The sequence below is a fragment of the Paenibacillus sp. FSL H8-0280 genome, assembly GCF_045040665.1.
Taxonomy (GTDB): domain Bacteria; phylum Bacillota; class Bacilli; order Paenibacillales; family Paenibacillaceae; genus Paenibacillus; species Paenibacillus xylanexedens_A.
Genome location: NZ_CP150296.1, coordinates 2007983 through 2029326 on the forward strand (window position 1 = coordinate 2007983; position 21344 = coordinate 2029326).

Sequence of the window (21344 nt, forward strand, 5' to 3'; positions counted from 1 at the left end):
TTTTTGTTTTTTTATGGTATGTCGCCATCCTTCATACGTGATACGAAGGTTCTCTTTTTTAAAAGGAAAAGGGCTGTTGGAACCTTACATAAACTTGCGGTGGTGTTTCTTGCCATCATACGTAAACCAGATCGGTTTATCCTCAACACGTGTCTCCACATGTACGGTACGTCCCCAGAGGCGATACAGATAAGGCAGGGTGCGTTCCATATATTTCAGATCCAGCTCGATGCCTTCATATTGATGTTTTAGTACGAGTTCACCGGTCCGCAGATAGTCAGCATCTTGCACAACCAGATAAGGGGAGCCTCCGTTGACACGTGAAAATACGAGCTGATCCCGTATGTTCTCCCAGGACTTGTCGGTGATTTTCCAGTCCGGACCTTTTTTCTCAAATACGTAGAGGTCCAGATCTTCGGTTAATTGCTTGGTCATGTAATTGCGGATAAAGGAGGTATCGGAATCAAATTCACGCACCTCGAACATTTTGACACGACCTTGCCCTGGTTTGCGGCCCCAACGTTCCTTTTCTTCCCGGGTTGGGTTATCCCAGCGCCGTTCAATATCCTCGAAAATCTTCAGTCCCAAATAATACGGATTCAGACTTTGTTTGGATGGCTGCACCACGGAGGAGTTGAGTTTGGCAAATTCTATCGTATCCTCACTGTTCAGATCGAGCTCACGGATAATGCGTTGATGCCAGTAGGATGCCCAGCCTTCGTTCATGATTTTGGTTTCCATCTGTGGCCAGAAATATAACATCTCTTCACGCATCATACTCATGATATCCCGCTGCCAGTCGGTCAACACTTCGGAGAATTCCTGAATAAACCACATGACATCCTTTTCCGGTTCAGGCGGAAAATGATGGACCTGAATACCTTCAGCGGGAGCTTCTTCCGTCTGCACGTCATCAAGTGACCATAGATCATCATAGCGACCTTCCGGCCGTGGTTTTTTCTCACCGCGCTGCTCCCGCATTTTCATCTCCATGTAGCGTTGTTTGTCCAAATGGCGGGGTTTAATCAGCTGTGGGTCCACATGTTCCTGAATTGCGATCACGGCATCGATAAATGCTTCAACCGCTTCCGTTCCGTACTCCATCTCATAATTGCTGATGCGATCCGCCGTGGCAGCCATGCTTTCGACCATATTACGGTTGGATTTGGAGAAGCGGGCATTGTTTTTGAAAAAATCGCAGTGTGCCAGGACGTGGGCTACGATCAATTTGTTCTGAATCAGGGAATTGCCATCCAGCAAGAAGGCATAACAAGGGTTGGAGTTGATGACAAGCTCATAAATTTTGCTGAGTCCAAAATCGTATTGCATTTTCATCTTATGAAATGTTTTGCCAAAGCTCCAGTGACTGAATCTGGTCGGCATGCCGTAGGCTCCAAATGTATAAATAATATCCGATGGGCAGATTTCGTACCGCATGGGGTAATAATCCAGGCCAAAACCATTGGCGATCTCCATAATCTCGGCAATAGCGTATTCTAGGTCGCGGATCTCATCTGTCATCTAACGCTGCCTCCTTCCCGTTTCTGGAAAAAGCTGCGCAAAGCTTTGTACACTTCGCCTTTTTCTTTGATCACATAATACATGAACTGATCCATCTTGATATGACGGTAAGCCGACATCAGTGTGCTGCTGCGGTTGTACTGATTCACTTCGCCGTATCCAAACATATTGCTACGCTTCATTAACTCGCCGATCAGCTTCACACACCGTTCGTTATCCGAGGTCAGATTATCCCCGTCAGAGAAGTGGAAAGGGTAGATGTTGTAGCTTGAAGGTGGATACCGACTGTCAATAATATCCAGTGCCTTCATATATACAGAGGAGCAGATGGTGCCTCCGCTCTCGCCACGGGTAAAGAACTCTTCTTCGGTTACTTCCTTGGCTTCCGTATGATGGGCGAGGAAAACAATCTCAACTTTCTCATACTGACGGCGTAGAAAACGGGTCATCCAGAAGAAAAAGCTGCGCGCGCAGTATTTCTCAAACGAACCCATGGACCCGGATGTATCCATCATGGCAATGATAACGGCATTGGATTGTGGAATGATTTTGTCTTCCCATGTCTTGTAGCGCAGGTCATCTGGACTGATGTGATGGATGCCTGGCGTACCGGTCGTTGCATTGCGACGCAGATTCTCCAGAATGGTACGTTTCTTGTCAATATTGGACTGCATGCCTTTTTTGCGAATATCGTTGAAAACTACCGTATGTGTCTCAATCAGGTCTTTGTCTTTCTGCTTCAGATCGGGTAATTCCAGCTCAGCGAAGAGCATATCTTCCAATTCCTCAATACTAACTTCGGCTTCCACAATATCATGACCAGGCTGATCGCCAGCTTTTTCGCCTTTGCCGGGTTTCTGCGAAGCAGAGGGATCACGACCGATGACGTCTCCGACCTGACTGTCACCGTCTCCTTGACCGACATGTTTTTGCTTCTGGTAGTTATACACAAAACGGTACTCATCCAGACTGCGGATTGGTACCTTGATGATTTGTTTTCCATCAGACATGATGATGTTTTCTTCCGTAATCAGATCAGGCAGATTCTGCTTGATGACATCTTTCACCTTTTGCTGATGGCGCTGTTGGTCCTGGTACCCTTTGCGGTGAAGCGACCAATCTTCCTTCGACACAACGAACGAGTAAGGCTGGTGTGAATTTGACATGTAGGCACCCCCCATTGATTACGCGGCACAGTTTGGCCTGTCGGTAATTAAGTATATTCACGGGCGAGGACGATATGTGATGAGAGTGGATATAAAATGATACAATTACGCAAGTTCACCTCAGAGGGAAGGTGAGTCGTAAGAACAGAAGTGCACCATTTTTTACAGAAACAGTGAACAAGTGTGATATCCTTCCTTTACAATAGGAGAAAGACATCAATCATTTAATAGATGCATGAAAAGGAAGGATTTATGTGAATAAAAAGGCGATCAAGGCTTGGATTATGTATGATTGGGCCAACTCGGCTTATGCAACAACTGTACTGGCGGCAGTACTGCCTGTATTCTATGCTTCGGTGGCTGCCGCAACACTGGATACGGATACCGCCGCCTCCTACCTGGCTTATACACACTCCATTGGCATGTTGTGCGTAGCTCTGCTAACACCGTTGCTAGGCACGCTGGCTGATTTGTCTGGACGGAAAGGCGACTTCCTGCGTGTATTTGCAATTATAGGTGTCCTTGCCACATTGGGATTCAGCGCAATCGGTGAAGGGGACTGGTTCCTTGCTTCCGCGTTGCTGGTCATATCTACAATCGGTTTTGCGGGTGGTAACACCTTCTACGATGCAATGCTGCCGGATCTGGTACCTGTGGAACGAAGGGACATGATATCCTCCAAAGGTTATGCCTATGGTTATATTGGAGGAGGCTTGTTGCTTGCAGTGAACCTGCTGATGATTCAGCAACCGGGCTGGTTCGGGATGAGCAGTACACTGGCAGGAACAAGACTTGCTTTTATCTCCGTCTCGTTGTGGTGGTTGCTGTTCTCGATACCGATCTTTCGCCATGCTCCGAGACGGCCTGCATCACCGGATCTGCCCGGAACGTGGACAGGGTATGCTGCAGTGGGCGTACGCAGACTGCGGCAAACCTTTCGTCAGATGCGGCGTTTTCCCCAGTTAATCCGCATGTTGGTGGCTTTCTGGTTTTTTAATGACGGCATTAATACCATCATTCTAATGGCTACAATTTATGGGACAAGTATAGGTATAGGCACAGCCGACCTGATGCTCGCGCTACTGTTAACCCAGTTCATCGGGTTCCCGTGTACATTGTTACTGGGAGCATGGGCACAGCGTTGGGGAGCAAAGCAGGTATTAATCGTTAGCTTATCGGTCTACATATGTATTGTGATTCTCGGTTATTTCATGACACAAGCGATCCACTTTTATGTGCTCGCCGGGTTGGTTGGTGTCGTACAGGGTGTGAGTCAATCCACAGCGCGTTCCCTGTTTAGCAATCTGATGCCGGCAGGCAGAACAGGAGAGTATTTTGGTTTTGTGAATATTACAGGCAAATTCTCTTCGATCTTTGGTCCATTTGTGTTTGGTTATGTTGGGCAAATAACAGGTTCCACACGTTGGGGTATTCTATCCCTCATCTTCTTTTTCGTCGCGGGCATTGCCGTATTGTTAACCGTGAAGGTACAGAAGGGGATGCAGGATGCTACACAGGCAGATCAGGAAGAAGAGCGAAATAGGAGCGTTGGAGCTCCTGGGAAAAGTTCGAATGTAAGGTTTACCTGATGCTTGTTCACCAGTTTTTATGTTAATTTTCTCAACGGATTACGTATGGCTTCAGGCATTGTTCCTCACAGAACATGTCTGGAGCTTATTCGCTTTTGTGCAATCAGAACATAATTGATCATGAATAAGTGCTTAAATGACAAACAGCAGAATACAGTGAAAGAGTATGAATTTATGAAAAGGTGAAAATAAAAGATTGACATGATACATTTTGTATCATAGAGTAAAACTATAAATACATATTGTATCTGAGAGTTGTCGAATGTAACCATGTGTTTTGTTTCATTCCCGGGTGAACTTCCGACGGAATATTGCAAAATGCTGACCTATAGCGTGCATATTACTCGTTTTGCCAAACACAAAGGTAGAGTCTGGTCTATCCCAGCTACATATTTATACTAATGAACAGAGGAGAGGCTGCCATTGATCGATACTCAAGGTAACGGACTTGTTTTCTTACTATGTGTTCCCCGCAGTGGTAGTTCCTTATCCACCGTAATGCTGCAAAATCATAGTCGTATATTTGCCACCCAGGAAATGTGGTTTCTGATGAATCTTGTCGATTTGAACAAGGCTGATTCACGTGCTTATGGTGGCAGCTCCATTATTCGTCAGTTCTACAATGCCATGGTATCCGAGGATGTCTTCGAAAAGGCGTGCAGAAGTTTTGCTCTTGAAATCTACAATGGATTCCTGGAAGGGAGCGGAGCAGACTTCATCGTTGATAAATCTCCACGATACTATTACATGCTGGAATGGCTGGATCGTCTGTTCCCTCAGTCCAAGCGTATTCATCTCCAGCGTAATCCTCTGGCCGTAGCTGCATCATTCAAAAAGGTAAACCGCCACACAGGAGAAGGATTCGACCTGATTCATAGTTTGCAGAGCCCCAAATTAAATATGAAATCCGTTGATCTCACACTTGGGATGCTCCGCTTGAATGATTATTTTGCCAAACCCCACTCCAATGCGTATGAATTGCAATATGAACGATTGGTTTCCAATCCTCAAGAAGAACTTGAGAAACTATGCGCGTTTCTGGGAATTCGATATGAACAGGGAATGGAGCAGTATGGACAGTTTCTGGACAGTGCCAAGTCTGGCATGTTCTACAGTATGGGCGTGGGTGATCCTTTCCTCTCTTCGCATCAAGAGGCACATCAGGATTCTGTTAACAACTGGAAAAACATATTAGAACCACATGAAGTTGAACTGTATTGCCGTGTAATGGGGGCAGATCTGTTCCACCGGATGGGATACAGTGAACAGCTGGCAGAAGCCGAACAATGGACGGGTGTACATTATGATGCAAGTCCGGATCAAGAGGTCATCGATCGAATTACGCATCAATTGACGACAGCGACCGGTTGCCAGTGGCAATCGCAATACCAAATGCAATCGGCAGATTCTGTCGTTCATGATCCGCTTGGGAATCTTAATGACCAAATTGTCGAAGAACCGGAAAAGACAGACCCGACGCTAGCTGCACTGGTAACGATCAGACAGCTGCAAGCCGCATTACGTGCAGCAGATCATCGTCTGGAACGGGGTTACAGTGAGCGAGAACGCTTGAAAGTCCAGCTGGCTTCTGCTCAAAGCAAAATACAGCGTATCAAATCATGGGTACCATTTGGTCATCAGATCAGCGCCTGGGCTTCACAGCGCAAGATTCTACGGGGAGGCAAGTCATGAGCGCCATAGCAGGAATTGTACACAACGATGGTCAGCAGGCGCTATGGGAAGACAGCTGGCGTCTGTACGCAAGCCTGGGGCATGTCCCTGCGGATACAACAGGAGTGTGGAAAGGCAATGAGGCGTTCCTCAGCTGTCATGCCCAATGGATTACACCGGAATCGGTTAGCGAGAAGTTGCCTTTATATGATGAGGAAAGTGGTCTGACCATCACAGCAGATGCCATCCTGGATAATCGGGAACAACTGGCTGATCAATTGCAGATATCCAGAGCTGAACTGGCTATGTTGGCGGATAGTGAATTGATCTTGCGTGCCTATCAGCGCTGGGGAGACGATGTAGCCGTCCGATTGCTGGGGGATTTTGTATTCGCGATATGGGATGAGCGGAATCGCAAACTGTATGCAGCAAGAGATATTACAGGCATGAGAGCTTTTTATTACCGACATGATGGTTCACGTTTTGCTTTCTGCACACTTATGAATCCGTTGCTCGGGCTTGAAGGGGTACATAAAGAACTTGATGAGACCTGGCTGTCCGAATTCCTTGCCATTCCTGACATGCATGATTCAGCAGATATCAATTCGACCGTATATCGGGGAATAAGCCAGCTGCCTTCTGCACATACACTTGTCTTCCGGGATGGGAGACTGGAGCTGAAGCAATATCATCGCTGGAATGAAGTGGAACCTCTAAGGCTGAAATCCGATGGCGAGTATGTAGAAGCGTTTCGGGAGGTATTTGGGCAGGCGGTTGGATCACGCTTGCGAACGCACAGGCAGGTGGCTGCAGCATTAAGTGGTGGGCTGGACTCGGGAGCCGTGGTTGGTTTTGCTTCCGGAACACTGAGAAGTCAGGGTAAACGGCTGCAGGCCTATAGTTATGTTCCGGTACCGGATTTCACAGATTATACGTCGAAAACGTTGCTCGCAGACGAACGGCCCTTCATACGTTCAACCATTAATCATGTCGGCAATATCACAGAGAACTACCTTGATTTTGAAGGCAGAAGTCCACTTAGTGAAGTAGATACCTGGCTCGACATTATGGAAATGCCCTATAAATACTTTGAAAATTCATTCTGGATTCGCGGATTCTATGAAAAAGCGAGCCAGCAAGATGCAGGCATCCTGCTCACAGGCGCACGTGGTAATTTCACCATCTCCTGGGGGCCGGCTCTGGATTATTACGCCAGTCTACTGAAAAGTGGCCGCTGGTACCGCTGGTTCCGTGAGATGCAGCAGTATAGTGAACGAACGGGCATGCCCTTCTCCCGTATTGCCAAGATCACCGGGAAAAAGGCATATCCGGATTGGTTCAAGGCGCAGTCCAAAGGAGCCAGTCAGGCGGCATCTGTACAGTTGATCCATCCTGATTTTGCGCAAAGAACAGGTGTGTTGGAACGACTCAAATCCATTATTGTCCTGCAGGGCGGTGCCCAGGCGGATGCTCTCAAAGTCCGTGCCGAGAAATTTAATAACCTGGCTATTGCGAACAAAAATGGTGCCGTAGCTACGAAATGTTCTCTCCGTTACCGGGCTTGGGAACGTGATCCGACAAGTGATGCCAGAGTCATCCGGTTCTGTCTGTCCGTTCCGATTGAACAATATGTGAAACACGGGACGGATCGTTCATTGATTCGCCGGGCTACTTCACCGGAGTTGCCTGACAAGGTCAGGCTGAATCAACGGGTACGGGGTGTACAACCGGCGGATTGGTTACATCGCATCATTCCCAATTGGGATGCTTTTACTGCCGAGTTACGTGCTTTGTGTTCTGACAGCAAGGTCGCTGGCATATTAAACACGGAGCGTATCAAATCTGCCTTGGCCAACTTTCCGAGTCCGAGACCAGAGCTTGCTTCACATCCAGATCTGCGATTGATGATGCATAGTCTGATTGTCTATCGGTTCATTCGGAAATTCTGATATAGCCCGGTGAACTGTGAGCCCGGATTTTTCTTACATTTGACTCATGATAGGAGGTGAATACGATGCAAAGGGAAAAAAAGGAATGGCAAGAACCAGCACTAGAAATATTGGAAGTCAACCAAACAATGGCGGGCACAGGTTACAAACATATCGACTGGGTTACGGTTCACGATGCGGATCTCTACGGAACTAGTTAGAAAGCTTTACCATATGCCATCATACTTAGAAGTGCGTAAAGGAGGTGAATACGATGCAAATGGAAAAAAAGGAATGGCAAGCACCAGCTCTTGAAGTGTTGGAAGTCAATCAAACAATGGCCGGTACTGGCTACAGACAAATTGACTGGATCACGGTTCACGATGCGGATCTGTACGATCCAACTTCCTAAGTTGTTAAGTTTGATGAAGTGTCATCATACTTAAAGGGCGGAAATGCAACAAATCCAGCTTTTCGCCTCCGCCCTTATATTGAGCAACATGAATATAAGGGCTTTTTTTTACATTTTATTACGTAGGAGGCGTCGTTCATTGTTGCCTGTGCATTATGTGGCGTATGGTCTGCGCTGGTCGAGCCAAATTCGAATGCCTGAACTACAGATCGCACCCAAGGATGCGGAGACTGATTTTGATGTCGTGGATGTGCACATCGAGTCTTCAGATCTGACCCCATTGTGGGAGGATTGGGATGTAGGCAACGACAACTTTGTGGCGCGAGAGGGCAGTCTTTTTTTCAAAATCGAAGATACAGGTCTGTTTCTAATGGAACAAGGAAAGCGCATTGTTGTATCTCCGATACCGGGTGCAGATGAGAAAAAGGTCAGATTATTCATCCTGGGCACCTGTATGGCGGTCATTATGATGCAGCGTGGCATTCTTCCTTTGCATGGTAGTGCAGTTGTTATTGATGGCTGGGCTTACGCATTTGTCGGACATTCGGGGGCAGGCAAATCGACACTGTCGGCCGCACTGGCATCACGCGGATATCCACTTCTCACCGATGATGTTGTTGCACTGACCTGGGATGCCGGGGGAAGAGCCATCGTATCCCCTGGTTACCCGCAACAGAAGTTATGGCAACCCAGTCTGGACGGCTTCGGCATGAAGGAGCAGGATTACGCAACGGTTCACGCAGAGATTACGAAGTATGCGATTCCTGTCCAGCACTATTTTCATGAGATGGCCGTACCTCTAGGTGGAATATTCGAACTTGCTCCACAACCGGAGGAAAACCATACATCTGTTCAACTGGTTGAAGTGGCAGGCTTGGAACGATTGCATCTATTATGCTCGCATACGTTCCGTGGTGGACTCGTTGCAAGACAGGGACTGGCACAGTGGTTGTTCGAGACGGCTTCAAGACTTTCAGCAAGTGTGGAGATTGGCAGATTGGTCAGAACGGGTGCTGAGTTTACAGCATTTGAGATGGTGGATCGGATCACAGATCATATACGTAAAGGAGTGCATACAGGACAATGACAGCGACTACGCCGATGAATGTGGAAGACCGGGTAATCCGGAAGGAAGGCAATCTGGTCAGTGATATGGGCAGTGAGAAAGTCATGATGAGCATTAGCTCTGGAAAATACTATAATCTCGGGAGTACCGGTGGGCGAATCTGGGATCTGATCGCAGAAGAACGCACGCTGGGCGAAGTTGTTGAGGTACTTGCTGGGGAGTATGAGATTGAGCCAGATGAATGTCGTGAGCAGGTGGTGCAATTCCTGGAACATCTGTCCCGTGAAGGTTTAATCGACGTTACTCGCGGAGTGTAGAATGATGTTGCGAAAAATAAAGGCTTATTTCTCGCTCCCACGGCCGATGCGTCGACTGGTATGGGAGGCCTATATCCTCCTTGGCTGGGCACGCATACAGAAGGCTATGCCATTCGTTAAAATCGCGCCAGGGCTGGGTACGCCTATGGTAGAAACACCCATGACAGGACTTGATCGCAGCGAGGTCATCACTATACGGAATATTTCCAAAGCGATTTCGCTCGCCAGCAAATATACCTTATGGGAAAGCCGCTGCCTTGTAATGGCGATTGCCGGGATGAAGATGCTTGAGCGACGCAAGATAGAGAGTACGTTATATATGGGAACTGCGCGGAATAAGCAAGGACATATGATGGCTCATGCCTGGCTGCGAAGCGGTAAATTGATCGTGACCGGAGCTGATACTATGGACCAATATACGGTTGTCGGTGTGTTTGGCAAACGGTGTCCGGAGAAGGGATCTGGGGAGATTGTCTATGATACATGAAAGTGAACTCTATTCATCAGGGTTTCCGAAGGAGCTTAAGCTGATTTTGAGCATGATTAGAGGTGATCTGACGGCTCTATCCCCTGAAGAACTCAAGGTGGGTTTGCAAGGAACCGATTGGCGACTCTTTCTGCGGCTTGTCTATCATCACCGCTTATACTCTGCCCTTTATGTGAAAATGAAAGAATTGAACTCTGCAATCATTCCTGCAGATGTTATGGAGAGTCTGAGACAACAATATACGGTCAATACGTTCCGCATGTTACATCTAACAGCTGAGATGGAGCAGGTGTGTGGAGCTTTTCGTGAACGCGGTATCCGCAATATTACACTAAAGGGACCGGCACTCGCCCATGATCTCTATGGCGATGTATCGATGCGAACCTCCAAAGACCTGGATATCCTGATTCCGTTTGATGATGTGGAAGCAGCTGAAGGCATTCTGGCTACCCTCGGATATATATCCAAGGAAGGGGAGCGGGCACCTACGGTGCGCAGCTGGAAATGGCGGGAACATCATATCTGTTACACCCATCCGGTCAAAAGGACTCAAGTGGAGATTCATTGGCGTCTGAATCCAGATTCGGGCAAAGAAACAGATTTTGAATTGCTGTGGAAACGTAGCCGGTTCAGTTCATACACACAGACACCTGTCCGTATGCTTGAACAAGAAGACCTATGGGCTTATCTCGTAACCCATGGTGCACGACACGGCTGGTTCAGACTGCGCTGGTTACTGGATATCGACCAGATGATCCGCAGCATGCCACTCGATGTGAAGAAAGTAGAGAGACGTCTGAAAGCGGAGGGTCGTTTATCGATCGGTTCGCAGGCTCTTTATCTGGCTTCGGAGCTGCTGAATACGCCGCTGGATGTAGAGTACAGGTCCTTGATGTCCTTGAGTGACCGTACAGGCAAGCGATTAGCCAACGAAGGCGCAAAGTTCATGAACGACATGCTGGAAAGTCCGGCTGATATGAAGTCTTATCAATCGTATTTGTTTAAACTTCGAAGTACAAAACAGAAATGGTTCTTCTTTATTGAACGTTTATATCCAAGTACATGGGATGTGGATCAATTGCCGCTTCCACGTTCTTTGTTTTTTCTATACTTTCCGTTACGTCCGTTTCTCTGGTTCTGGCGGCGAATTAAAAGGTATACGGTGACGGAAAGGGGTAAAGTATGATCTCGGAATTAAGGTATTTCATGCGAAAGTTGCATCATGTCACGGGGCCCATTTTATATTGGAATCTGATAGGGATGATCTGTATCAGTCTCATGGAAGGGATCGGTATCTACATGCTTGTTCCGATGCTGAGTCTGATTGGCATATTTGAGATGGGCTCCACAGGCTTAAACATTCCCTGGCTTGGCGACGTGTTGAATCGTTTTTCTGAAAATAGCCAATTGTTACTCGTATTGTTCACCTTTGTGTTGATTGTCTCCGGACAGGCCTGGATGCAGCGTCTCCAGACGATCCGTAATACTCGAATCCAGCAGCAATTTGTACGAACGCTGCGCATGGAAACCTATGGTGCTATTATTATGGCGCAATGGTCATTTTTTCTCCAAAAACGAAAATCCGATTTTAACCATATATTAACGACTGAACTTGCACGTGTGAGCCAAGGAACGAGCATTATGCTGCAAATGGCAGCCTCGCTGATCTTTACGGGCATTCAGATCGGTCTTGCTTTCTGGTTATCCGCCAAGCTGACGGCACTTGTGCTGGTCTGTGGATTGTTATTATTTTTTGTCTTGAGAAAATTCGTCAAGCGGGCCAAGCAGATCGGAGACCAGACCTCTGAATTCTCGCAAAGTTATTATAACGGCATTACTGAGCATTTCAACGGCATTAAGGATATTAAGAGCAACATGCTTGAGCGCTCACACATGAACTGGTTTGAGCGCATGTGCAGACAGATAGAACGCAATGTCATTCAGTTTAGCCAATTGAACAGTGGAACACAGCTGATTCACCGGATGTCCGCGGCAATCATTATTGCGGCATTCATCTATCTTTCTCTCCGTGTAATGACGGTACCTCCAGCAAGTCTGCTGCTCATCATCCTTATCTTTTCCCGGTTATGGCCAAGATTTACGGCGATTCAGTCCAATCTGGAGTACATTAGCTCCATGCTGCCTGCATTTCGGGTAGTCAGAGAACTGCAAGCGCAGACGGCGAAGAGTCGTGAGATTAGTGAAGAGATTGCTTCGGCAGGAGACGTTGGAACTGATGGGATTCAACCTATGGAACTGAAGGCATCTATCACCTGTGAGGATGTCTGCTATCGCTATGAGGGAAGTGATACGTACTCATTGAGAAATGTGCAAGCTTCGATTCCAGCAAGGGGCATGACCGCGATTGTGGGGAAATCCGGAGCAGGCAAGAGCACGCTGATAGATCTGATTATGGGCCTCGTAAGGCCTGAAACTGGTCGTATTTTGATTGACGGTGAGCCTCTGTCAGAAGAACGATTATTGAGCTGGCGAAGTTCCATCGGATATGTCTCCCAGGACCCATTCCTGTTTCATACGAGTATTCGTGAGAATCTGCGTCTGGTTGATCCAAATGCAAGTGAAGAACAGATGTGGCAGGCTTTGCAATTTTCCTCCTCTGCGGCATTTGTACGGAAGTTGCCTCAGGGTCTGGATACGATCATTGGTGATCGGGGGATTCGGCTATCCGGGGGTGAACGTCAGCGATTGGTGCTCGCCCGGGCCATGCTGCGGAATCCTTCTGTATTGGTACTGGATGAAGCAACGAGTGCGCTCGACAGTGAGAATGAACAGTATATTCACGAGGCGCTGGAACGATTAAAAGGACATGTGACCATTATCGTGATTGCACACCGATTGTCCACGATTCGGACGGCAGATCGTGTAATTGTGCTTGATGAAGGTCGGGTGATTCAAGAAGGCGGGTACCAGCAGTTATCAACTGATCCGGTAGGGACGTTCAGCAAACTTTTGAACATGCAAGCGGGTGTTGTGGGACAATAAGTAGGTTATGACATAACGTAAAGAGGCGCGCCACGAGGGGCGCGCCTTTCATGTAAGTAGTTTGTATAATGAGCAAGAATTAATGAACGAGGGCTGTTTTCGTAGGGAGTGGCAGTTGAAGAGCGCCAATCTGCTCCAAATGCTGTACGATCTCTTGCACGGCTTCCTCAATGGACCATTGCTCTGTATCGATGATGAATGAAGGAGATTTTGGTACATCATAGGGGGCGGAAATGCCTGTGAAATGCGGGATGTCACCATTGCGGGCTTTTTTGTATAGACCCTTGGGATCACGCCGCTCACATTCTTGGATTGAACAGCGCACATAGATTTCAATGAAATCATCTGGTTCAAATAACTGTCTGACCATCTCCCGATCCTGTTCATGAGGAGAGATAAAAGCCGAAAGTACAAACAACCCGGCATCTACCATTAACTTCGATACTTCACCAATTCGACGCAGATTTTCTTGACGATCCCCTGCTGTAAAACCGAGATCACGGTTCAGTCCATGACGTACATTATCCCCGTCCAGAACATAACAGCGTACGCCTTGATCATAAAGATACTGCTCCAGGGCAAATGCAAGGGATGACTTTCCTGCACCTGATAACCCGGTAAACCATATGGCACGACTACGGTGCCCATTATGCTTCTCCCGGTCTTGTCTGTTGATGCTGGATGATTGCCAGGTTATATTGCGCTCTTCCTTCGACATGAGTATCCCGCCTTTTCCCTACCATGATATGTATAATATTTTAACATATTTACAAGATTATAGCACCTTATAGATTTCTTCAAAATAAGCGTGAATCGACAAAATATCGGGTATAGATGTAGTACATACATAAGCATTATGCATATATCCAAGGAGTATTTTGAATTGAATGATGCAAAATGCTCACATAGCAGGAGGAACAATGTCATGAACAAAAACATACAAAACATACAAGTTGGGTTCAAATGCCCGGATTGCCAACAGGATGTCCGAGCGGAATTTATAGATGAACAGGTCAGCACGGTTCGTTGTAAAGGTTGTGACAGAGCGTATACACTTTTGAAGCCAACCATCGGTGATGAGATTCTACTGGATTGGGAGCAGGAGGCTTTGTATCACAAGCTGAGGGCAGAGCAGTCTGAACTGGATAATCACAATATGTCGGCCTTGATTATCAAAGTTATCGAGTTGCTTACATGGCGTGATCGGGGAGATGGACAGACCCGTGCCATACAGACCGTGAGGGAATGGCTTGCTTCCAGTGGCAAACCTCAGACCTTACTTGAATTATTCCATCAATCTCCGTCACAACCTGAAAATAAACGTTTCGATCGTTAATGATTTACATACATTAGCCGTTCCTGTGGCATATTACCTGAAGGTGTTCGTGTGTGCAAACGACTAACCGAATTTTTCAGGAACAGGAGCGGATAGAATGAAGCGAATGGTTCTATATATACTGCTGGGACTGTTATCCATCAGTATGGTACCGGCACAGACTGAAGCATCACCGGTTACCGGAGCGTATCACTTTGGCTTCAAAAAAAGTCAAAACGGTCAACTGCCCTCCATTGATCAGGAAGGCTTTAAATCAATCTTACAACATAACGATGCCATTTTCCTGGGGGATACAAAACAGAAGGAGTTGTATCTCACGTTTGATAACGGGTATGAGAATGGATTCACACCTGCCATACTGGATGTTTTGCGTACCAAGAAGGTGCCAGCTGCTTTCTTTGTGACAGGTCATTATCTGAAAGATCAGCCTGAGTTGGTCAAACGTATGGCGGCTGAAGGTCATATTGTCGGTAATCATTCATGGAGTCATCCGGACATGACTCGCATCTCCAATGAAAAGCTTAGAGAGGAACTTGAGAAGGTCAAGTCGGAGGTCAATCGGCTGACCGGTCAACAAGCGACCTTTTTACGGCCACCGCGCGGGATTTTTAACAATCGTACGCTCGCAGAGAGTCATGCCCAAGGGTATGTGAACGTGTTCTGGTCTGTTGCTTATAAAGATTGGGATACCAATGTGCAGCGTGGTGCACAATATGCTCATCAACAGGTGTTGAAACAACTCCATCCGGGCGCTGTCATTTTGCTTCATTCGGTATCCAAAGATAACACGGAAGCTCTGGGTTCCATTATTGATGAGGCCCGCAAGCAAGGATATGCATTCAAAAGTCTGGATGATCTGCGGACCAAAAGTTATTGATCCATTATCGTAATGAGCAATGGACCAAGTGTAGGTCATTCAAAAGTTTAGCAAAAATATTAAAGGGCATCCTGAGCGATTAAGCTCGGAATGCCCTTTTTAGTTTATAACGGTATGCCAGTCCAAGTATTGGATGTACCACATATAGATTTAGAAGAAAGGATTGGGTAATACGATACGATGTAACGTGTAATACTATAAAACAGTATTATAGATGATTCCAATCGTTTTCGGGCCGCAGTGACTGCATACTACACAACCAGCAGTGGTCAGTTCCACACGTGCACCCGTTTGTTCCTGCAAAGACTTCTGCAAGTCAAGCGCATCCTCTTCAGCCATGGTGTGAACAACAATCAGAAGGTCTGGATCGATCTGATCTTTCTGGCTGAGCGTATTATTCAGCATTTGTTCCAGAGCTTTCTCCCGTTTGCCGCGCACTTTATAGGCAGGTGCCATCTTGCCATCTGTTACCCGGATGACAGGACGAATCTTCAACAGGCTTCCAATCAGGTTCTGCATGCCCGAACAGCGTCCGCCTTTATGCAGATACTCCAGTGTATCGATAACAAACTCCGTGCGTACATTTGATTTCATCGCCTCAATCAGGTGTGTAATCTGAGTCAGGTTTTGCCCTTTATCAGCAGCATGTACAGCTTTCATCACCATCAGTGCAATTCCTGATGAGAGATTCTGTGAGTCAATGACCGATATTCGACCTTCAGGGAACTCGGAACTCGCTAGTCGTGCATTTTGATAGGTAGAGGAAAGTTCAGAAGATAAGCTGATATATAAAATCTCATCCCCTTGATCTATGTAAGGTTGAAATGCCGTTATGAAATCAGCGGGGGAAGGTGCAGCCGTTTTGGGAAGACGCCCATCTTGGCTAACACGTTCATATAGCTGTTCAGGCTTAATCTCAGCACCGTCTTTCAGTGATTCTTCACCAAACACGACATATAAGGGGATGATACCGATATCGTGCTGCTGGATCCATTCTGGAGCCAGATCACTTGTGCTGTCCGCAAAAATTTTGATTCGTGACATGTCAATCTCCTTTGAAAACAATGATTTTGGCAAAAAATATAGATTATACTTATGTGTAAACCCATTCATTTTAATTATAAGGAAACATGACGCTGATGCAAAGCGTTACATCAGCGTCATGCCTACCAAAATAAGTCCAACGAATAACAGAATCATGATCCCATTTAATATGGTTCCGATAATGGCAAAGATTTTCTTTCGATTCTTGAGAACAAGACCGATAATTCCGACGATGCCTCCGGCCAGATTGAGAATCAGGCAGACCAGAATGGCTAATGAAGCCAGAACCACTGCTGGATGCAAGGCTATCTCTTCTGTCTGCAACGGGGTTAGAACTCCGATGGACTCGTTTACAGCCATGGTGGCAATAAAGAATATCAGAATATAACCCAAGATTGCAACCAACCCAATGACAAAGCTGGCGATCCCAGGTCCGGAATGTTTCAGTGGTGCCATTGGTTGCCTCTCATGATCTGGCGGGTAGGCTTCATACCCATTGTTATTGTATGGATCTGCATGGCCAGGATTCTGATCCGTGTTGTTATAACCTGAATTATAGGAATCGCGATTATCCATAATGTTGACTTGCCTCCCTTAATCATCGTACTGAATGTTATTAACCTAATCGATGAGTAATGATTAGCTTCATCCCATCTTCTCGGTACTGAAAACCAATCTTTTTGAACTTGCACTTAAAATACAACGATTACATACCTGTTTACTTTTCCATAATTACCGATAAAAATCAAGGATTTACGCCAGTTTTCTACGATATATTACGATATTTAGGGTAGGGATAGGATTGTTAAGTATAAACAGACATATGATCTTTGAAGCTCCGTCACGACTGGTAAAGGAGGAGTGGATTCGCTACAATAATAGGAGTGAATTTTAGTTGAATTAAGGGAGAGAACTTACATGCAACGAAGATGGATGATGCTTGGAGCTGTAATGACCATGCTGTCGGTGGCGATTGGTGCGTTTGGTGCTCACATGCTCAAGGATACGATTGGGCCCGCGGCCATAGCTACATATGAGACAGGTGTGCAATACCACATGATTCATGCATTGGCCTTGCTCATTATTGGCTTGACGGCTGGTCAACTTGGAGCATCGACAAAACTGAAGTGGGCAGCGCGTCTGTTGTTTATCGGAATTATCGTGTTCTCGGGCAGTTTGTATGTGCTTAGTATTTCTGGCATCAAGATTCTGGGCGCCATCACACCGATTGGTGGGGTAGCCTTCATTGCCGGATGGTTGTTATTGGCATTAGATGTATGGAAGCGAGGTAAGGATCGCTCCTGATCGACCCAAACAAATCTCGGAGGGTTCAATCCTGCATGAACCATTGAACTAAAAAAGCAACTTGCGTTAGAATGTCCCGTCATTCTAACGCAAGTTGCTTTTTGTTTTAATCCGATGAAGTTAGTTACAGAAACTCATCGATTTCATTGGTTCGGAACGTATACACCTGTTTTTCATCGACATGGTAGATGCTCACAATACTGGTATCTCGATCAAAATTCAGAATACGGCAAGGAATGCTCTGATGTTTACCGTTTTTGTTATTGACAACAATACGGGTGAGTTTATTCTCTTTAATGAGCGTGTCAATCCACGCGTCAAACGAGTTTCCATCGGATACATTGGATGTTTGGGTGGCAGGCTTTTTCTCGCTAACCGGTTTTTCTTGCTGATTCTGTGTTTTGACTGGAGCAGGTGAGGCAGGTGTCTGAGCTGCAGTGGACGCCTTCTGTGCTGCGTTGGCTTTTTTGCGTTCGTTGTGAAGTGTGACGAAAGAGTCCTTCTTGGACTGGAGTGTCGCTTCAATAATTTTGCCTAGCTCTATGCCGGATTGAATCCGAAAGTCCGCAATTTGTTCTTCATTGTTTATGAACTCCAACAGGGACTGCAGTGCCAATGCATTTGAGCGGCTCTTAATAAGTATATCGACATTAAATAAAAAGCCGATGTCCTCTTGATTGGATAAGGTTTCTTTCATTCATCCCAGCCCCGTTAAAAAGTATGTCAGCTCAAAAAAACGCTTCAATTCACTATATCATTAAAAAGGAAATTATCATAGTGCTAGAGACGCAGAAATATGCCGAAACAAATGGGTTAATATCACAAATAAACCTTATTATTCACGTCTTTTAGAAGGTGTCCACAAGACAATCCAGAATGAGGAAACAACATTCTGGATTGTCTTGTGGAAGAGGAGGTGGATCGGGAATTTTATAGACCGATGCAGTCCATTATTGTTGGAGAGCACGTATTGGCATGTGCGGAGCACATTTTGGACTAGAGTCGCAAAGTGCTGGTACATGTAAATAATGAACCCGTATGAGACAACATTCATTAGTTTTCAAAAGTGTTTAAAGGGAGTTGAGAACGCAAAAAGAAATCAACTGTGACTGTATTTATGACGAACTCCGTAAAGGCTGTGCTTTTGCTAAAATTCCCTTTAATATGTTGTTCTCCAATAGGCTCATGCCCACTCTAATTGTTTGTACTCTGACGTTTAACAACCGTCTTCTCGTTATTGTGTTACAATATGCTCATCACACATTAAGGAATGAAGATCATGCATCAAGAGGACAGTGTATTTGAACAAATTATGAAGCAGAAAAGATTAAAGCCTATCAAGCCTGAAACTACAACAGTTCAAGTGAAACCAATACATAAAAAGAAACTAGCTCAGGAGCCATTAAGTGAATTGGATGTCCAGTTCAAAAAGTCGGTAGCTGAATCAGTAGATCGAAGTGTACTTCATAGACGTGTACTGGGAATTAGAAGAGAGTTAACGGAGATAAGGAAACTAAAGAATGATGAGCATATGTTTTAAGGTAGGCCAAATTTGATTCACCTTGGGTGACACTTTATTTCGTTCTACCTGGGTATAAACTGCATTGCAGTTGTGTATATGTACTGAACATATAAATCAGATGTTGATTGATGGAGTGGGGTGTACTCTTCCAGCTTTGGTTAAAACGTAAAGAATAAAAAAGAGGCGTCAATCATTGACGTTCCCCCAAGTATTCGTTATTAATCTTTTTTCTGAAAGTCTTCTTGTGTTACGGTAATTTTGCTTCCATCTCCAAAAGTATAAACGTAATTTTTACCTACTTTTTCAATACTTCCTTTACGCTTCTTCTCTTCTTCTTGTTCTCTTCTTTTCTTATCTATTCTTATGAAGAAAGAAGCAAATATTATATGTATTATAATAAATAATGTAGTCCATTTTAAGATGCTAAGAAGTAAGCCATCGAATAGATCGTTATTGTAGGCAACTCTGTAATAATGAACTGCCATCATAAACAACCAGCCCGTGAAATTGTAAAGAAATGAAGCATGTACCAATACTTTTTCTTCAAGTGCGGCTAAACCTGAAAGGACACCCAATAATCCAGTTATACTAATACACAAGACCATACCAAAGTTCATTGTCTCTTTTGTATAAAACCTACCTGTACCTTCAAGTGGAATTCTAATATCTGTGAAAAGTATAAACGACAACATAATCAGTACAAGTACAGTTATAAAAAAAGATACTTTATAAATCGAGTTCATATTTCCCTCCTTCCCGATTAATATCATTATCGGTTATTCAACGTATTATATGAATATTTACCTTACATCTAATCCCATAGACCCACTTCTTTTGGCATGGTATAATCATTCCATAATTTAGGAAACGAGGTCTACGTATGAAGAAGTTGGTTTTATCGTTTTTAGCTTTATTATTGTTTGTCGTTACAACTACATATGCACCCGCACCTGCAACAGCAGCTACTAAGTACGATTTTAAAAATGTCAATTGGGGCATGACAGTCAATCAGGTTAAAAAGAAAGAAAAATCAAAGATATTGGAAACAGTAAAGAGTAAAGATTTTACCTACGTTGTTTATAAAACAAAAGGATTTAGGAAGAATGCGAATCTGTATTACTTGTTCTACAAAAACAAATTAGTCCGTGCAATGTATGTATTTGACCCAAACAATACTAATGGAACTACAATGCACTTGATAGGTGAATATTTCAGTTTAAAGCGAGATCTATTTGATACATATGACAGATCTATTAACAACAGAGACATTCTTGATCGAAGCGGCAAGCGTGTCACTATGTATGATGGCGAAGAGAAAGATCTAGCTGCTGGAAAGATAAGCTACCAATGCTATTGGATAGTAGATAAGAAAAAAACACACATTAGTCTTTCCCTCTCTATCTTTGGAAACTTTTTAATTAATCGAGTAATCTACAGCGATAACACTCTGGACTTCGACATCGATAAAGTCATGGATTCTATGTAAGTATAGGTTAAGTCAGTGGAAGAGCTGCCTCATTTCTGAGGTGGCTTTTTATATTCCAACTAAGCATATTTCTAATATCTAAGTCTGCGAAGAGAATTAGCAACAATATATTTGAACTGTAAGTACCTACATTTTCTCAAACACGGCAGGTGTCCACACGACAATCCAGAATGAGGCATACAATTATCGTGACCTGTGGAAGAGGAGGTGGATCGGGAAATTATGGTGACGATGGAGCCCATTGTAGTTGGAGAGCATGTATTGGTTGGGGTAGAAGTCAAGCTGCCCAAAACAACGTTGTTGACCATTAATACATCCAAAGGTTATATCATGTGCGGAGCACTCGACGTGGGATTACTTAATGAGAAGCTCGGGGATCGCAAAATTATTGCGGCTCGGGCGGTTGGTGTGCGTACACTGGAGCAGTTGCTGCATGCACCTATGGAGTCGGTGACAACAGAAGCCGAGGCCATGGGCATTACGGTTGGCATGACGGGTGTAGAGGCTTTGTTGAAAATGATCTAAGCACTAACAAAAGGGCTCCCCATATGGGAAGCCCTTCTTTAGCGTCTTAGCGTTCTAATACAGAGCTGGGCACATCAGTAGCCACTAGC

23 protein-coding genes are annotated in these 21344 nt (G+C 45.2%); 16 read left to right on the forward strand and 7 right to left on the reverse strand.

What is annotated here, in order from left to right; all coding sequences use genetic code 11:
- Positions 1–84: 84 nt before the first annotated feature.
- Together MHI12_RS09095 and yhbH are read right to left on the reverse strand one after the other, a co-directional pair.
- The gene (locus MHI12_RS09095; protein WP_405172199.1) at positions 85–1521 is read right to left on the reverse strand and encodes a SpoVR family protein; all 1437 of its coding nucleotides are present in this window, start codon (positions 1519–1521) and stop codon (positions 85–87) included.
- Positions 1518–2687, reverse strand: a complete 1170-nt coding sequence (gene yhbH, locus MHI12_RS09100; RefSeq protein WP_036609998.1) for a sporulation protein YhbH — start codon at positions 2685–2687, stop codon at positions 1518–1520. The genes MHI12_RS09095 and yhbH overlap by 4 nt, the downstream gene beginning before the upstream one ends.
- A gap of 254 nt (positions 2688–2941) precedes the next feature.
- On the opposite strand from yhbH, the gene MHI12_RS09105 reads away from it, so the two are divergent.
- The 10 genes from MHI12_RS09105 (at position 2942) to MHI12_RS09150 (ending at position 13160) form a co-directional block, all read left to right on the forward strand.
- Complete coding sequence (locus MHI12_RS09105) at positions 2942–4276, forward strand: MFS transporter (protein WP_341006603.1); 1335 nt, start codon at positions 2942–2944, stop codon at positions 4274–4276.
- 423 nt (positions 4277–4699) lie between these two features.
- Positions 4700–5968, forward strand: coding sequence for a sulfotransferase family protein (locus MHI12_RS09110; protein ID WP_405172200.1), 1269 nt, complete (start codon positions 4700–4702; stop codon positions 5966–5968).
- Positions 5965–7896, forward strand: coding sequence for an asparagine synthase-related protein (locus tag MHI12_RS09115; protein ID WP_074094338.1), 1932 nt, complete (start codon positions 5965–5967; stop codon positions 7894–7896). The genes MHI12_RS09110 and MHI12_RS09115 overlap by 4 nt, the downstream gene beginning before the upstream one ends.
- Before the next feature lie 65 nt (positions 7897–7961).
- Entirely contained in the window at positions 7962–8096 is a 135-nt protein-coding gene (locus MHI12_RS09120; RefSeq protein WP_105598020.1) for a paeninodin family lasso peptide, read from the forward strand.
- 53 nt (positions 8097–8149) lie between these two features.
- Positions 8150–8287, forward strand: coding sequence for a paeninodin family lasso peptide (locus MHI12_RS09125; RefSeq protein ID WP_174806426.1), 138 nt, complete (start codon positions 8150–8152; stop codon positions 8285–8287).
- A gap of 139 nt (positions 8288–8426) precedes the next feature.
- Positions 8427–9374, forward strand: a complete 948-nt coding sequence (locus MHI12_RS09130; RefSeq protein WP_405172201.1) for an aldolase — start codon at positions 8427–8429, stop codon at positions 9372–9374.
- Entirely contained in the window at positions 9371–9670 is a 300-nt protein-coding gene (locus MHI12_RS09135) for a lasso peptide biosynthesis PqqD family chaperone (RefSeq protein ID WP_405172202.1), read from the forward strand. The genes MHI12_RS09130 and MHI12_RS09135 overlap by 4 nt, the downstream gene beginning before the upstream one ends.
- A 4-nt stretch (positions 9671–9674) precedes the next feature.
- Positions 9675–10157, forward strand: coding sequence for a lasso peptide biosynthesis B2 protein (locus MHI12_RS09140; RefSeq protein ID WP_405172961.1), 483 nt, complete (start codon positions 9675–9677; stop codon positions 10155–10157).
- Positions 10158–10209: 52 nt separating this feature from the next.
- Entirely contained in the window at positions 10210–11343 is a 1134-nt protein-coding gene (locus MHI12_RS09145) for a nucleotidyltransferase family protein (protein WP_405172962.1), read from the forward strand.
- Positions 11343–13160 (forward strand): ABC transporter ATP-binding protein, encoded by a 1818-nt coding sequence (locus tag MHI12_RS09150; protein WP_405172963.1) that lies wholly within the window; start codon positions 11343–11345, stop codon positions 13158–13160. Before MHI12_RS09145 ends, MHI12_RS09150 begins: the two co-directional genes overlap by 1 nt.
- A 79-nt stretch (positions 13161–13239) precedes the next feature.
- On the opposite strand, the gene cysC is transcribed toward MHI12_RS09150, so the two are convergent.
- Positions 13240–13878, reverse strand: coding sequence for an adenylyl-sulfate kinase (gene cysC / locus MHI12_RS09155; RefSeq protein WP_076318331.1), 639 nt, complete (start codon positions 13876–13878; stop codon positions 13240–13242).
- Positions 13879–14085: 207 nt separating this feature from the next.
- On the opposite strand from cysC, the gene MHI12_RS09160 reads away from it, so the two are divergent.
- Both MHI12_RS09160 and pdaA read left to right on the forward strand, forming a co-directional pair.
- Positions 14086–14496 carry a hypothetical protein gene (locus MHI12_RS09160; protein WP_405172203.1) on the forward strand — a complete coding sequence of 137 codons (411 nt, stop codon included), beginning with the start codon at positions 14086–14088 and terminating at the stop codon, positions 14494–14496.
- Positions 14497–14593: 97 nt separating this feature from the next.
- On the forward strand, positions 14594–15373 hold the full coding sequence (pdaA, locus tag MHI12_RS09165; RefSeq protein WP_074094344.1) for a delta-lactam-biosynthetic de-N-acetylase: 780 nt from the start codon (positions 14594–14596) through the stop codon (positions 15371–15373).
- A gap of 195 nt (positions 15374–15568) precedes the next feature.
- Here pdaA and MHI12_RS09170 read toward each other — a convergent pair whose 3' ends face one another.
- Positions 15569–16417, reverse strand: a complete 849-nt coding sequence (locus MHI12_RS09170; protein ID WP_036609970.1) for a DegV family protein — start codon at positions 16415–16417, stop codon at positions 15569–15571.
- Between the two features lie 105 nt (positions 16418–16522).
- Complete coding sequence (locus tag MHI12_RS09175) at positions 16523–16993, reverse strand: hypothetical protein (protein WP_405172204.1); 471 nt, start codon at positions 16991–16993, stop codon at positions 16523–16525.
- Between the two features lie 342 nt (positions 16994–17335).
- Here MHI12_RS09175 and MHI12_RS09180 point away from each other — a divergent pair, with 342 nt between their 5' ends.
- Complete coding sequence (locus MHI12_RS09180) at positions 17336–17722, forward strand: DUF423 domain-containing protein (RefSeq protein WP_405172205.1); 387 nt, start codon at positions 17336–17338, stop codon at positions 17720–17722.
- 124 nt (positions 17723–17846) lie between these two features.
- On the opposite strand, the gene MHI12_RS09185 is transcribed toward MHI12_RS09180, so the two are convergent.
- Positions 17847–18419: a hypothetical protein gene (locus MHI12_RS09185; protein WP_091014625.1), complete on the reverse strand. Its 573-nt coding sequence runs from the start codon at positions 18417–18419 to the stop codon at positions 17847–17849.
- Positions 18420–19001: 582 nt separating this feature from the next.
- On the opposite strand from MHI12_RS09185, the gene MHI12_RS09190 reads away from it, so the two are divergent.
- The gene (locus MHI12_RS09190; RefSeq protein WP_341006609.1) at positions 19002–19262 is read left to right on the forward strand and encodes a hypothetical protein; all 261 of its coding nucleotides are present in this window, start codon (positions 19002–19004) and stop codon (positions 19260–19262) included.
- 200 nt (positions 19263–19462) lie between these two features.
- Here MHI12_RS09190 and MHI12_RS09195 read toward each other — a convergent pair whose 3' ends face one another.
- On the reverse strand, positions 19463–19987 hold the full coding sequence (locus MHI12_RS09195; protein ID WP_405172206.1) for a hypothetical protein: 525 nt from the start codon (positions 19985–19987) through the stop codon (positions 19463–19465).
- A 137-nt stretch (positions 19988–20124) separates the two neighbouring features.
- Here MHI12_RS09195 and MHI12_RS09200 point away from each other — a divergent pair, with 137 nt between their 5' ends.
- Both MHI12_RS09200 and MHI12_RS09205 read left to right on the forward strand, forming a co-directional pair.
- Positions 20125–20730, forward strand: coding sequence for a hypothetical protein (locus MHI12_RS09200; protein WP_341006611.1), 606 nt, complete (start codon positions 20125–20127; stop codon positions 20728–20730).
- A 222-nt stretch (positions 20731–20952) separates the two neighbouring features.
- On the forward strand, positions 20953–21255 hold the full coding sequence (locus MHI12_RS09205) for a YunC family protein (RefSeq protein ID WP_017689545.1): 303 nt from the start codon (positions 20953–20955) through the stop codon (positions 21253–21255).
- The last annotated feature ends 89 nt before the right edge of the window (positions 21256–21344 follow it).

Excerpts from the sequence above, each read along its gene's own strand:
- MHI12_RS09095 (WP_405172199.1), bottom strand. The coding sequence starts at position 1,521 with ATGACAGATGAGATCCGCGACCTAGAATACGCTATTGCCGAGATTATG.
- yhbH (WP_036609998.1), bottom strand. The coding sequence starts at position 2,687 with ATGTCAAATTCACACCAGCCTTACTCGTTCGTTGTGTCGAAGGAAGAT.
- MHI12_RS09115 (WP_074094338.1), top strand. The coding sequence starts at position 5,965 with ATGAGCGCCATAGCAGGAATTGTACACAACGATGGTCAGCAGGCGCTA.
- MHI12_RS09120 (WP_105598020.1), top strand. The coding sequence starts at position 7,962 with ATGCAAAGGGAAAAAAAGGAATGGCAAGAACCAGCACTAGAAATATTG.
- MHI12_RS09125 (WP_174806426.1), top strand. The coding sequence starts at position 8,150 with ATGCAAATGGAAAAAAAGGAATGGCAAGCACCAGCTCTTGAAGTGTTG.
- MHI12_RS09135 (WP_405172202.1), top strand. The coding sequence starts at position 9,371 with ATGACAGCGACTACGCCGATGAATGTGGAAGACCGGGTAATCCGGAAG.
- MHI12_RS09140 (WP_405172961.1), top strand. The coding sequence starts at position 9,675 with ATGTTGCGAAAAATAAAGGCTTATTTCTCGCTCCCACGGCCGATGCGT.
- MHI12_RS09145 (WP_405172962.1), top strand. The coding sequence starts at position 10,210 with ATGATTAGAGGTGATCTGACGGCTCTATCCCCTGAAGAACTCAAGGTG.
- cysC (WP_076318331.1), bottom strand. The coding sequence starts at position 13,878 with ATGTCGAAGGAAGAGCGCAATATAACCTGGCAATCATCCAGCATCAAC.
- MHI12_RS09160 (WP_405172203.1), top strand. The coding sequence starts at position 14,086 with ATGAACAAAAACATACAAAACATACAAGTTGGGTTCAAATGCCCGGAT.
- pdaA (WP_074094344.1), top strand. The coding sequence starts at position 14,594 with ATGAAGCGAATGGTTCTATATATACTGCTGGGACTGTTATCCATCAGT.
- MHI12_RS09170 (WP_036609970.1), bottom strand. The coding sequence starts at position 16,417 with ATGTCACGAATCAAAATTTTTGCGGACAGCACAAGTGATCTGGCTCCA.
- MHI12_RS09175 (WP_405172204.1), bottom strand. The coding sequence starts at position 16,993 with ATGGATAATCGCGATTCCTATAATTCAGGTTATAACAACACGGATCAG.
- MHI12_RS09180 (WP_405172205.1), top strand. The coding sequence starts at position 17,336 with ATGCAACGAAGATGGATGATGCTTGGAGCTGTAATGACCATGCTGTCG.
- MHI12_RS09185 (WP_091014625.1), bottom strand. The coding sequence starts at position 18,419 with ATGAAAGAAACCTTATCCAATCAAGAGGACATCGGCTTTTTATTTAAT.
- MHI12_RS09190 (WP_341006609.1), top strand. The coding sequence starts at position 19,002 with ATGCATCAAGAGGACAGTGTATTTGAACAAATTATGAAGCAGAAAAGA.
- MHI12_RS09195 (WP_405172206.1), bottom strand. The coding sequence starts at position 19,987 with ATGAACTCGATTTATAAAGTATCTTTTTTTATAACTGTACTTGTACTG.
- MHI12_RS09200 (WP_341006611.1), top strand. The coding sequence starts at position 20,125 with ATGAAGAAGTTGGTTTTATCGTTTTTAGCTTTATTATTGTTTGTCGTT.
- MHI12_RS09205 (WP_017689545.1), top strand. The coding sequence starts at position 20,953 with ATGGTGACGATGGAGCCCATTGTAGTTGGAGAGCATGTATTGGTTGGG.